Source organism: Chloroflexota bacterium (assembly GCA_020161265.1).
Taxonomy (GTDB): Bacteria; Chloroflexota; Chloroflexia; order Chloroflexales; family Herpetosiphonaceae; genus Herpetosiphon.
Genome location: JAIUOC010000001.1, coordinates 604,656 through 617,904, shown reverse-complemented (window position 1 = coordinate 617,904; position 13,249 = coordinate 604,656). Strand labels below are relative to the sequence as shown.

Genomic DNA, 13,249 nt, shown 5'->3' with positions numbered 1-13,249 from the left:
GTGTATGCCGTTATATGACTTCTATATTGATAAACGCTCGGGAACGTCTGCTGATACCTTATTAGCAGTCGGCTTTGCTGAAATTCTTGATGCCCTTAGTAATGAGGATGTCGAAATTCATGATCGAGGTTCGTATTATCAACTCAGATCACGATTTGATCCAGTGATGCTGGCTGATAATACCGAGAATCTTAACTTAATCCAACCGATTAGTACTGATAAGCAACCAATTATTGATGGTTTTCCTTATGAGCAACAAAAATCACAACGAGATGTCTATCGTAAATTATTAAATGAATTGCCGCCAAAATTGCGAAATTCTGATGCAATTCTTAATCAAGAACCTGGCTTAATTGCTATTGCAGATCAAAAACCTGCCTCTGCATTACCGCTTTATTTGATTATTAATCAGATGAAGGTAGCAGTTTCTTTTAATCCCCCTGTTATTAACTGGAAAAATCTAGCAATTCAACAAAAAAATTATATTTTAGAATTGCTCATGAAACTATTTAGTGTTACACCTAACCCATATATGGATGTATTTAAACAATGGCAGGTTTTTGCCAAACAATATAAGCTTGATCAAACAATGACTATGCTTCAAGTAACGAATCCAACAGCTGGGAAAGGTGCTAATCGACCTAAATCCAATATGCTTGATATTGGAAATATGGAAGAATGGTGGATTTTAGAATGGATTAAATTTATTGGATTCTTTCGTCTGGCACATCCTCAAGTAATTCGCGATAGTAAAGATCGCAAAACCTATATTATTAAACCACAAGCAATCTATTTTCGTGAATTAAGCAGAATTGTCCATCTATTTCGTGAAGTTGCTTGGAGTAATAGCCCTGTTAAAATGGATGTTCAAAATCTTTTGCGATTGCTTCAAGTTCTAGTAAATAATCAGCGGAATGCTTTGAGTAATACTCAAATGCAATCGAAACGCAAATATAAACGACCAAGCGACCTAATTCATGGTTGTGAGGTAACATTCTATAAAGATATGGGCAGCGCTTTTGCCGTAATGAACATTGCAGCTCTTAATATTCCTGAATGGGTTCCAGCAATTGAATCCTTGGAGCAGGCTCATGAAATTGAGCTAGTGATCAAGGAACATCTTGCAGTTGTTCAGAGTATTCGTGCCTATGATGGAGGTGAACGTAGTGAAGAATATACCCTATTAGCTCGCTATCGTGATTTTCTTTCAAGCCGTACAGTTGAGCCACTTTTAGATTTTTGCGCTTTATATGCACCATATGTTGGCCAAAAAATCGAACGTGGTGAATATCCACAACGTTTCTCTGTTCACACCCTTACGGAGGTCTTTTCAATGCAAAAACCACTTACTTCAATTATTGAGTCAGAAGGGTTTCAGCGGATTGCGAATGCAATTCGAAATTGCACGGTAAATCTTCAATATAAAAAAGCGAAAGGAGAAAGAGTTCCATTCGAAATTCGCTATGGACTAACGCAAGAAATTATTCGCCGATCTAATCATATCGATGATTTTATTGCAGCATTGACTGATTTTATTGCTAAATATAATACTGAAAGCGCTCAAAAATTTGAAACATCGAAAGGAGTTGATAAGCGTTCACGCGTTGCCCAAGACGACCTTGATGATATTATTACCTTGCTTGACAATGGCTATAAGCCCTCAGTTATTGCTCGGATGCTTGTAGCTTATGGTAGTGCCCGCAAGGAACGTAAATCGAATGAAATAGATTCAAAAACGGAAGAAGTATAAAATTATTATCAATATAGGAGCTAATTACCATGAAAACACTTGGATCATTATCAATTTCCGCTGAAGCAATTATTGATATGCACTCACTTAATAATGAAGGTGGTGAGGGTAATCAAATTCAAACTCGTATGGTTGATGTTGTTGTGCGCGATCAAGATAATAACCCACGGATTGAGAGCGTTAATGCAATTTCTGGTGATATGTTTAAGCATATTCAGGCCGAACATTTATTTCGTATTGCCCAGTCAAATGAATCACTCCAATTATGTAATGCCTGTAAACGGTTTAATGCTAATCGAATCTCGGGAGATCCTGCATTTATCGAATTTATCAATAAGAAAAAACCTAGCCCTGCCCAAGTCTTAGATTATCTCATCCAGGCATGTATGATTGATGATCTTGAAGGTATTTTGATTACCGAAGGTAAACAATCTGTTCCACGCAAGAGCGTCGTGGAATTTGGTTGGGTTGTTGGGAGGCCTGAAAGTACGCGTACTGGACAATATTTCCATGTCAAATATAATCCCGAAAAACCAGGCCAAGAAGGTGATGATCGGTCTGGCAACCAAGGTCAGGCTATTTTCCATCGGCCTGCGAGTAGCGGTGTATATGCGCTTGTTTGTAATTTAGAATTGGGACGGATTGGTTATAACGATCTAAGTCAACGCTATGTTTTAAATGAATCAGAACGACTTGCACGCTATCAGGCTTTACTTAAAAGTGTGCTATATACCTTAATTCGCCCAGCAGGAGCAATGCGTAGTGCTCAATTGCCGCACCTTGTTGATATTCGTGGGGTAGTTAGTTATAGCACAAGTACCATTCCTGCCCCAACATTCAGTGCCATTAATCCTCAATTTATCAACCAAAGTACCCAAGTAAAGGCTGCGTTGAATGCTGGTGAAGCAGTTGAGTCTGTCGTGGTGGAAGAATTTCACGACTTTGCCAGTTTAAGCACAATCCTTGCCAACTTAATTACTAATAGTGGACCACTTCAATTTGGATTGCAAACTGGACGTTAAACGAGGAGTATAACGTATGTGGATGACCGCTTCATTTTTGCCGACAAGTTTATTTAGTTTGCGTCCGGCGCTGGCTACAGCGTCGGGCGCTCAGAGTCTGCTTGTGCCAACGCCATTTGCGATCAAAATGGCCTTGGTCAGTAATGCGATCCAGCTTTTTGGGCTTGAACTTGGTAGTCAAGTATGGCCAACGATCCGTGATGCAGAGATTGCCTTAGATTTGCCTGAGGTTGTGATTGTTAATAAAACCTTTATTAAAATCCAACGGCCAACACGGTTTAATCAAAAAAATATTGATGAATTCAATCAGGTTTTAAATGACGGTTTGTACCCATTTAATCCTACAATAGCGTTTCGTGAGTTTGTGCAATTTGAAAATAAGCTTGGTGTTGCTATCAAAATACTTGATAATCAATATGATGAGATAATTTCAGCAGCTTTTAAACATATTTCATATTTTGGTAAGCGTGGTGGATTTTGGCAACGTCAAAGCCAAATTGTATGGATTGAGGAATTAAACCATGCTTGGACAAATTTAACAAGTACCCAAACTAGTATCTTAACTCAAGGTACGCTTCAATTACTCGATGATTGTGGAGTGAAACTCTCTTGGGAGCACATTAATATTTATTCTGATAAATCCATCAAAATTAGTAGCGATGAGCGTATTTTACGCCCGGTTGTTCTACCATATGCATTAACCCGTTCTAGTTATCGCTATACGTTATACACACGGATTGTTGAGGAGCTGACATGACTCTTGCTGTTCACCATATTCGCGTTCAAGCCAAGGCCACTGCGCCGCTCCAGTTGCATGTGCACACTGGGGCGGCCCTGCGCGGGGCGTTTTTCACTGCGCTCTGGGAGCGTTTTTGCACCAACCATGCCGCCAAAACCTGTGTGGAATGCCCATTATTGCAGGCTTGCCCCGTCAGCAGTTTAATGGCTCCACATCGCGATGCTTCGCCGCGCGGCAATGATATACCCCGACCATTCGCTATCCGTCCGCCAATTCATCATGCTGGTTCGTTTCAGCCAAATGAGCAGTTTTCGTGGGGCTTGACCTTGATTGGCCAATCAACCAATTTATTTCCGTATGTGGCGATGGCTTTACATATGATGGGCCAAAATGGGGTGGGCAAACGGGTTGCTGAAAATGATTGGGAGCGCGGGCGGTTTGTGGTCGAGCAAGTTGATGCGGTGCAATTACTCCATGATCACATTCAGCCGATTCAAACTGCTGGTAGCCAACGGATTCAAGTGCCGAACTTGCCGATGACTTGGGCTGATGCTGAACACATTGCTCAATCATTACCACACGATCTGCTGACGTTGCATTTTATGACTCCGCTGCGGATTATTGAGCAGAAAATTTTGCTCAAAGTGCCACAGCTTCGCCCAATTGTGCAACGTTTAACCGAGCGCCATGATGGATTAGCTCGCGAACATGGTGGCGAACCATTTGCCTATGAGCAACGCTTGGCCTTACTTAACGCCGCTGCCACTATCAAACTTGTGCAAAACGATACGCATTGGGTTGATCTTGATAGTTATTCATCGCGGCAACGGCGTAAAACTCCAATTGGGGGCTTGGTTGGTACTGCCCATTATGCGGGCGATTTAGGGCCACTGTTGCCACTATTGGTCTGGGGCAGCGTGATTCAAGTTGGCAAAGATACCACCAAAGGCAATGGGGTTTATCGAATTTCATAACCAAACTTGGAGCATATGATGGAATTAATTGTCCATGAACGGGGCACATTTATTCAAAAACATCAAGGTCGTTTGCGGGTCATGCGTGAAAAAGAGCGTTTGGCTGAAGTTCCATTATTAATTCTTGATCACGTTATTATCGAATCGTATGGCGTTGGAATTTCATCCGATGCAGTGCGAGCTTGCGCCGAGCATGGCATTCCCATTCATTTTTTGAGTAGCACAGGTACTGCCTATGCTTCGCTCTATAGCGCCGGATTAACGGGTACGGTGCAAACACGACGTGCCCAATTGCAGGCTTTTGAAAATGAGCGCGGTGCATGGCTAGCTCGCGCATTTGTCTGTGGCAAATTAGAAAATCAGCATAATTTACTTCGAATGATGGCCAAATATCGCAAAACGGCTGATCCTGCTTGTTTTCAACGGGTTCAGCCAATTATCGCCGAAATGCGTGATCATATTATTGAAGCTGAGCGGGTTATGCCGCAGCAGCTTGAGCAAATTCGGCCTTCACTGTTGAGTATCGAAGGTCGCGGCGCAGCTCGTTATTGGTTTGGCGTGCGTGAATTATTGCTCTGTGATTTAGATTGGCCTGGGCGTGAAACCCAAGGAGCACGTGATCCGCTCAATAGTGCCTTGAATTATGGCTATGGCATTTTGTATAGCCAAATCGAGCGTTGTCTCGTTCTGGCTGGGCTTGATCCATATGGTGGTTTTATGCACACTGATCGGCCTGGTAAACCATCATTAGTCCTTGATTTAATTGAAGAATTTCGTCAAACCGTGGTTGATCGCACGATTTTGGGTTTGGTGAATCGCAAAATGACGATCGAGCAAGATGAAACTGGCCGATTAAGCGACCATACGCGCGAGATGATTCGCGAACGCTTATTTAAAAGGTTGGAAGCAAGCGAGCCATACGAGGCCAAACGGGTGAGTTTGCGGGTAATTATGCAATCCCAAGCTCGCCATCTCGCAACATTTGTGCGCGGCGATCGCGAAACCTACACACCATTTATTGCCTCGTGGTAGTCTATGCGCACACTCCTGATTTACGATATTGTGGATGATCGCATTCGTAGTAAAGTTGCCGATTTATGCCTTGATTATGCGCTAAAACGGATTCAATATAGTGCGTTTATGGGCGATATTCCACGCACGCTGAGCGAAGAATTGTGGCTCAAAATCAGCAAATTGGTGCTCAATCAAGAACATTCAATTGAAATGATTCCGATTTGTGCCAAAGATTGGGCTGAGCATCGCAGTTCATCAGGCAAGCCCAAATCAGCCCCAATCTTAGCCGATGATGACGATGGCTGGGGCGAAAGGAGTGATGATGGCGACCAATGAACCCAACTATTTTCTCGAAGTTACCGACATCAAACAGGCACGAATTTGCCCGAGAGTCGTTTTTTATCGTTACTGTTTACCGCGGGTTCGACCAATAACTGGCAAAATGGAACTTGGAATCGAGCGCCATCGCGAAGAAATTGGTCGCGAAGAACGGCGATCGTTGCGCTCTTATGGGCTGACAACTGGCGAGCGTCATTTTGATATTTTGCTTCGCTCAGAGCGCTATCGATTAGTTGGGATGCTCGATTTAATTATTATGACTGAAACCGAGTGTATTCCGATTGAATATAAACTTTCGGAGCGCATGCCAGGCAGCCATGTCAAAGCCCAATTAGCGGCGTATGCGTTATTAGTGATGGAGCAATGGCAAAAACCGGTTCGCCGTGCATTTAGCTATTTGCTCCCGTTGCGTAAAGCGATTGAAATTCCGTTGGGTCAACGCCAGCTTAACGATGTTCAACGCAGCATCGAGCAAATTCACCAGATGATTGCCCATGAAACTATGCCGGAGCCACCTAAACAACAAGCAATTTGTGTCAATTGCGAATTTCGGCGCTTTTGTAATGATGTGCTTTAGTTTTTTTTAGCCATAGCCAGCCTGAATTCGCAACTCGATTGATCGTGGGCTAATGTTGATTCGATTTTAGATTACTAATCATGCTGAATAACCGATTTAGCCCATTCCAAAGCCCTAGCTTCGTTTCGCAACTCTCCCCCATTTTAGGACAAAAATAGAGTTGCGAAATTGTGCGGGGATCGAGTATGATATGACTTATGATGATGCTAAAACTGATTCGCTACAAACGCTGCTGCTTCGCGAAAGGCCGCATGCGCAACATCCAAATAGCATCAAATCCATCCCAAATCGGCGATTTCAATAATTCGATCCGCCCAGAGGATACTGAAACATCCGCTGATTGTGGGTGGTGATTGGATCATCTTTCATTTCAATAATTCGATCCGCCCAGAGGATACTGAAACTGGCTGAAACATCGGTCAATTTGATCAGCGGCGAATTTCAATAATTCGATCCGCCCAGAGGATACTGAAACACTGCGAGGTCGCCATGGAATACGGCAAAGAGCTATTTCAATAATTCGATCCGCCCAGAGGATACTGAAACCAACGTGAACGCACACGGCGGCATTTGTTGGGGATATTTCAATAATTCGATCCGCCCAGAGGATACTGAAACTAGGGGATTTACACCACTTAAGATACTGAACTCACATTTCAATAATTCGATCCGCCCAGAGGATACTGAAACACTCCTTAAACTGCTCTGCTACTAGGCCTGCTTTCTATTTCAATAATTCGATCCGCCCAGAGGATACTGAAACAAACGGACGTAAAGCCAAATACTTAGAAGATCCGATTTCAATAATTCGATCCGCCCAGAGGATACTGAAACTCTTTTAAACTAAGGAGTATAAACATATGGCTAATCGAATTTCAATAATTCGATCCGCCCAGAGGATACTGAAACAAAATAAACGAGCCGATAACCTTATCTAATAAGATTTCAATAATTCGATCCGCCCAGAGGATACTGAAACCCAACAATCCTTACATATATGTCTATTGCCTCTGATTTCAATAATTCGATCCGCCCAGAGGATACTGAAACATGTCAGCATCTAGAGCGATAGTTGCTTGAGACATTTCAATAATTCGATCCGCCCAGAGGATACTGAAACTTCTTAGTTCTTTTTGCTTTTGGTTTAGGTTGTTCATTTCAATAATTCGATCCGCCCAGAGGATACTGAAACTTGAAATTGTTTTTATCAAGGTATGAGTAGGTAGGATTTCAATAATTCGATCCGCCCAGAGGATACTGAAACTCCGGTTTCGAGGGTTGTTCCTTCGCTGCAATTATAATTTCAATAATTCGATCCGCCCAGAGGATACTGAAACTAATAAAGATGGCAGTGCTACGGAAGTATCCGAGCGATTTCAATAATTCGATCCGCCCAGAGGATACTGAAACATTAACTTTAGCCTCCCGATCAAAAACAAACCTATATTTCAATAATTCGATCCGCCCAGAGGATACTGAAACGTATGATGTACACGGGCATAATGGTCGTAACTGGTAATTTCAATAATTCGATCCGCCCAGAGGATACTGAAACTCAAAGCTTTCCACATAGCAATAAGGTATTTATTGCATTTCAATAATTCGATCCGCCCAGAGGATACTGAAACAAGGACACGAGCCGCTTTTTGATCGTCTCGCAGCGCATTTCAATAATTCGATCCGCCCAGAGGATACTGAAACGTACCTTTTTGACTCTTGACTAATAAAACTGTATATATTTCAATAATTCGATCCGCCCAGAGGATACTGAAACTTGAAGCCTCCAGCTTTTACCAAAAGATCATTAAATTTCAATAATTCGATCCGCCCAGAGGATACTGAAACTCAAAGCTTTCCACATAGCAATAAGGTATTTATTGATTTCAATAATTCGATCCGCCCAGAGGATACTGAAACCTTGTCTGGTTTCACCTCAGTGTTAAAGCCTTTAGATTTCAATAATTCGATCCGCCCAGAGGATACTGAAACCCCCTACAAACGGCTCGATATAATACTGTTTAGGAGCCATTTCAATAATTCGATCCGCCCAGAGGATACTGAAACTACGGATCGGCGGGGGCTGGGCCTGCGGTGGCAATCGATTTCAATAATTCGATCCGCCCAGAGGATACTGAAACCAATTGCACGCATCGAACCGTACCATATATTAGAGGAATTTCAATAATTCGATCCGCCCAGAGGATACTGAAACAGCAGTGTAAATACTTTACTAGTATCTACGAGGTAAATTTCAATAATTCGATCCGCCCAGAGGATACTGAAACCAAAACTTTTAAGCACGGCATAAGTATCTAATACAGATTTCAATAATTCGATCCGCCCAGAGGATACTGAAACCAACTTTGGGAAGGGTTTAAACGTACTGCAATGGTTATTTCAATAATTCGATCCGCCCAGAGGATACTGAAACCAACGGAAACGCAAAGTTGCTATGGTGATGCACGCGAATTTCAATAATTCGATCCGCCCAGAGGATACTGAAACTAGTACATGCTTAGACGCTTAGCGAGAGAGTACCTATTTCAATAATTCGATCCGCCCAGAGGATACTGAAACATGTCGCCTCATGCACCACATACTCATACTTGCGAGATTTCAATAATTCGATCCGCCCAGAGGATACTGAAACGTGGTGCATCGCCTCTCTTAAGCGTGCTTCGGCGCGATTTCAATAATTCGATCCGCCCAGAGGATACTGAAACGTGCGCAGCTTAGGAATCCGATCAATCGGGTCAAAGCATTTCAATAATTCGATCCGCCCAGAGGATACTGAAACCGCCTACTATCCATCTCATATCAAACTCCTAAGAAAATTTCAATAATTCGATCCGCCCAGAGGATACTGAAACACGTTGCATCGCTAGTGGTGACGGCTGCCAAGCGTATTTCAATAATTCGATCCGCCCAGAGGATACTGAAACAACTTCCAAGAGATGTTGAAAGAAACTCACGGCATATTTCAATAATTCGATCCGCCCAGAGGATACTGAAACGTACCATTCAGCGCCGACAAGCGACTGATAATATCAATTTCAATAATTCGATCCGCCCAGAGGATACTGAAACAGCAATGGACAGCGCCGGATTCGTGAGCAAGCCGCCGATTTCAATAATTCGATCCGCCCAGAGGATACTGAAACAAACGGCTACGCCAGCAGCGGCGTGTGATTCGGTGGATTTCAATAATTCGATCCGCCCAGAGGATACTGAAACAATATAGGTGGTATCCTCCGCCTGAATTGATAGCAATTTCAATAATTCGATCCGCCCAGAGGATACTGAAACATATTAAGGCCTAGTAAGCATGCTGTGACATCTTCATTTCAATAATTCGATCCGCCCAGAGGATACTGAAACTCTGCTTGGAGCGCGAGCTGGCAATTGACCTCAAGTATTTCAATAATTCGATCCGCCCAGAGGATACTGAAACAAGGTGAGTATTGGGCATTGCCGTGGCCGATTCTATTTCAATAATTCGATCCGCCCAGAGGATACTGAAACGATTTATCCGAGGAGCAAATAGCAGCTAAAACACAAATTTCAATAATTCGATCCGCCCAGAGGATACTGAAACCAACCAGTTTTAAAATAGGTTGCACTATAGACAGTATTTCAATAATTCGATCCGCCCAGAGGATACTGAAACTTACCTCCTACATACATATGAGTTAAGTTGGCAGCATTTCAATAATTCGATCCGCCCAGAGGATACTGAAACATAAATATGCCGATAATGACTAGATAGTTTACAAACTATTTCAATAATTCGATCCGCCCAGAGGATACTGAAACGATATTTGACAATTGTATGGAGGTGTTACCGTTGCCATTTCAATAATTCGATCCGCCCAGAGGATACTGAAACGCTTGCGGGGTTTCACGTAATGCCTTCTTTTGATATTTCAATAATTCGATCCGCCCAGAGGATACTGAAACGCACCATCGAGGCCACAAAGCGCCAGCTTGGCGGCAATTTCAATAATTCGATCCGCCCAGAGGATACTGAAACGACCTTCAACGGTGATACTAAAGGCCAGCGCCACGGGATTTCAATAATTCGATCCGCCCAGAGGATACTGAAACATAACTTGCCGTTAGTATCCTCTGCCTGCCATAAAGATTTCAATAATTCGATCCGCCCAGAGGATACTGAAACATTGGCGATCCACAACACCAGCCAGATCAAGAGCATATTTCAATAATTCGATCCGCCCAGAGGATACTGAAACAAGGGTATGGTCATAGAGCATTGGGATCGTGGGCCATTTCAATAATTCGATCCGCCCAGAGGATACTGAAACTTGCCATAGAAAGATCGAATCGTGCTTGATTGATTATTTCAATAATTCGATCCGCCCAGAGGATACTGAAACTCTTGGATAACAGCCTACTAAGTCGTTTACTGGTAAATTTCAATAATTCGATCCGCCCAGAGGATACTGAAACTCGTTGTGGTCTACGCGCTGCGCTGGCGGTCAAATATTTCAATAATTCGATCCGCCCAGAGGATACTGAAACATGTCATGGTATTTTCGGCAATGCGCGATCTGGTCATTTCAATAATTCGATCCGCCCAGAGGATACTGAAACATTTCATTGGATTACGCAACCATGATAATGATGAAATTTCAATAATTCGATCCGCCCAGAGGATACTGAAACATTGATGAGGTCAAAACCAAGCTTGATTCATTCCGATTTCAATAATTCGATCCGCCCAGAGGATACTGAAACATCATCAGCGTTGGCGCTGTGTGGCGCTCAAAATCATTTCAATAATTCGATCCGCCCAGAGGATACTGAAACAAATCTCAACCGTCGGGTGGGGTGGTCGGTACAAGGCAATTTCAATAATTCGATCCGCCCAGAGGATACTGAAACATGAGGGTCGCATGCTAGAGGGCGGTATCAACCAAAATTTCAATAATTCGATCCGCCCAGAGGATACTGAAACAATCGACTTCGGTGTTACCTGCCATAACTACTCCATATTTCAATAATTCGATCCGCCCAGAGGATACTGAAACACCTGGTCGAGCATCGCCCCACCCGCTGATAATTTATTTCAATAATTCGATCCGCCCAGAGGATACTGAAACTGTCGGCCATAGCTAAGGATTTGTTGGCGTGTTGCAATTTCAATAATTCGATCCGCCCAGAGGATACTGAAACATTGGCCCGCAGCGGGCAACAACGACCCGCCCGCACATTTCAATAATTCGATCCGCCCAGAGGATACTGAAACGTTTGCATCAGTTGCCGCCATGCTTTTAGCGAAATTTCAATAATTCGATCCGCCCAGAGGATACTGAAACGTTCAACGCCAATACAGCGAATGGGTTTACGGGTTGATTTCAATAATTCGATCCGCCCAGAGGATACTGAAACTTAACCATGCGTGTTATTGGTATAATCTGTATTGCAATTTCAATAATTCGATCCGCCCAGAGGATACTGAAACTAGCATCAAATCCAGCTAGCAAATTACCTAACTGATTTCAATAATTCGATCCGCCCAGAGGATACTGAAACGTGCATAGGCCTCTGAACGCTGCTTAGCAAGCCCATATTTCAATAATTCGATCCGCCCAGAGGATACTGAAACTATGTTTACTTTAAATTTAACTTCACAAGGTTTAATATTTCAATAATTCGATCCGCCCAGAGGATACTGAAACTTACCTCCTACATACATATGAGTTAAGTTGGCAGCATTTCAATAATTCGATCCGCCCAGAGGATACTGAAACAATCCAGCCAAGACCACCGATAGCCGAGCAGGCTCCTATTTCAATAATTCGATCCGCCCAGAGGATACTGAAACATCGGAATCAGCAAGCTATGATGATCGCTGGTGGTGATTTCAATAATTCGATCCGCCCAGAGGATACTGAAACTATGCGGGCTTGGCGCTCGGCCTTGCGGGTGGGCGTATTTCAATAATTCGATCCGCCCAGAGGATACTGAAACAAGTCGATAGACCTAGAATATTTCGCACAATCCAGAATTTCAATAATTCGATCCGCCCAGAGGATACTGAAACCGTCTTATCCGACACAATATAGAGTAATTTGCTAGCCATTTCAATAATTCGATCCGCCCAGAGGATACTGAAACTGTGAGCATCGGCGATTGACCACCGGCAAGGGCACAGATTTCAAAAATTCGATCCGCCCAGAGGATACTGAAACGTATCCACCTCGCGCTATTATCAATGGCGTGTTTATTTCAAAAATTCGATCCGCCCAGAGGATACTGAAACTAGCGATACATGACGAACGCATGGCCCAACACGCTGATTTCAATAATTCGATCCGCCCAGAGGATACTGAAACACGTAGGTCAATTCGTAGGCCGCAGCCATGGCGAATTTCAATAATTCGATCCGCCCAGAGGATACTGAAACGCTTCTTGACTTGATGCGACAAGAAACGCTTGCAAATTTCAATAATTCGATCCGCCCAGAGGATACTGAAACAGATCACGAGCGCCGAACGGCAGTATCAGCGCGAGCATTTCAATAATTCGATCCGCCCAGAGGATACTGAAACAATCTTGTTCCTGCGTTTACGTCCAGGCAATAAGATATTTCAATAATTCGATCCGCCCAGAGGTCATTCCACGGGCGGCCACGGCGGTTCCGGCTGGCAAGAGCGGTGTAATACCGCAAACTGGGCATCGGTCAATTTATGGCGAGCCATACCCACCTCCTGCCGCAGAGTCTACCATGGAATTATTAGACAGAGCCTACAACTATCAAACTATGGTGTTAATAATCAAGCAACTTTAGCTCGATAGATTTAGAAGATTGAA

Annotated in this window: 7 protein-coding genes and 1 CRISPR repeat array; all 7 genes read left to right on the top strand. The window is 43.3% G+C overall.

Annotation, left to right across the window (positions count from 1 at the left end):
• The first annotated feature begins 4 nt into the window (after positions 1 to 4).
• Genes LCH85_02075 through cas4 form a run of 7 tightly spaced genes read left to right on the top strand, consistent with a single transcriptional unit; the run spans position 5 to position 6,415 of the window.
• Complete coding sequence (locus LCH85_02075; protein ID MCA0350761.1) at positions 5 to 1,750, top strand: hypothetical protein; 1,746 nt, start codon at positions 5 to 7, stop codon at positions 1,748 to 1,750.
• Between the two features lie 29 nt (positions 1,751 to 1,779).
• Entirely contained in the window at positions 1,780 to 2,772 is a 993-nt protein-coding gene (locus tag LCH85_02070; GenBank protein MCA0350760.1) for a DevR family CRISPR-associated autoregulator, read from the top strand.
• A gap of 16 nt (positions 2,773 to 2,788) precedes the next feature.
• The gene (locus LCH85_02065; protein ID MCA0350759.1) at positions 2,789 to 3,529 is read left to right on the top strand and encodes a hypothetical protein; all 741 of its coding nucleotides are present in this window, start codon (positions 2,789 to 2,791) and stop codon (positions 3,527 to 3,529) included.
• Positions 3,526 to 4,485, top strand: a complete 960-nt coding sequence (gene cas6 / locus LCH85_02060; GenBank protein ID MCA0350758.1) for a CRISPR system precrRNA processing endoribonuclease RAMP protein Cas6 — start codon at positions 3,526 to 3,528, stop codon at positions 4,483 to 4,485. Before LCH85_02065 ends, cas6 begins: the two co-directional genes overlap by 4 nt.
• Before the next feature lie 18 nt (positions 4,486 to 4,503).
• Positions 4,504 to 5,517 (top strand): CRISPR-associated endonuclease Cas1, encoded by a 1,014-nt coding sequence (gene cas1 / locus LCH85_02055; protein MCA0350757.1) that lies wholly within the window; start codon positions 4,504 to 4,506, stop codon positions 5,515 to 5,517.
• A 3-nt stretch (positions 5,518 to 5,520) separates the two neighbouring features.
• Positions 5,521 to 5,835, top strand: a complete 315-nt coding sequence (cas2, locus tag LCH85_02050; protein ID MCA0350756.1) for a CRISPR-associated endonuclease Cas2 — start codon at positions 5,521 to 5,523, stop codon at positions 5,833 to 5,835.
• A complete protein-coding gene (gene cas4, locus LCH85_02045; protein MCA0350755.1) occupies positions 5,822 to 6,415 on the top strand; it encodes a CRISPR-associated protein Cas4 in 594 nt (197 codons plus the stop codon). Before cas2 ends, cas4 begins: the two co-directional genes overlap by 14 nt.
• 294 nt (positions 6,416 to 6,709) lie before the next feature.
• A CRISPR array of direct repeats spans positions 6,710 to 13,060; the repeat unit is 37 nt; unit sequence ATTTCAATAATTCGATCCGCCCAGAGGATACTGAAAC.
• Positions 13,061 to 13,249 lie beyond the last annotated feature (189 nt).

Bases quoted from the DNA above. Each gene is read 5' to 3' on its own strand.
- LCH85_02075 (MCA0350761.1), top strand. From the start codon at position 5: ATGCCGTTATATGACTTCTATATTGATAAACGCTCGGGAACGTCTGCT.
- LCH85_02070 (MCA0350760.1), top strand. From the start codon at position 1,780: ATGAAAACACTTGGATCATTATCAATTTCCGCTGAAGCAATTATTGAT.
- LCH85_02065 (MCA0350759.1), top strand. From the start codon at position 2,789: ATGTGGATGACCGCTTCATTTTTGCCGACAAGTTTATTTAGTTTGCGT.
- cas6 (MCA0350758.1), top strand. From the start codon at position 3,526: ATGACTCTTGCTGTTCACCATATTCGCGTTCAAGCCAAGGCCACTGCG.
- cas1 (MCA0350757.1), top strand. From the start codon at position 4,504: ATGGAATTAATTGTCCATGAACGGGGCACATTTATTCAAAAACATCAA.
- cas2 (MCA0350756.1), top strand. From the start codon at position 5,521: ATGCGCACACTCCTGATTTACGATATTGTGGATGATCGCATTCGTAGT.
- cas4 (MCA0350755.1), top strand. From the start codon at position 5,822: ATGGCGACCAATGAACCCAACTATTTTCTCGAAGTTACCGACATCAAA.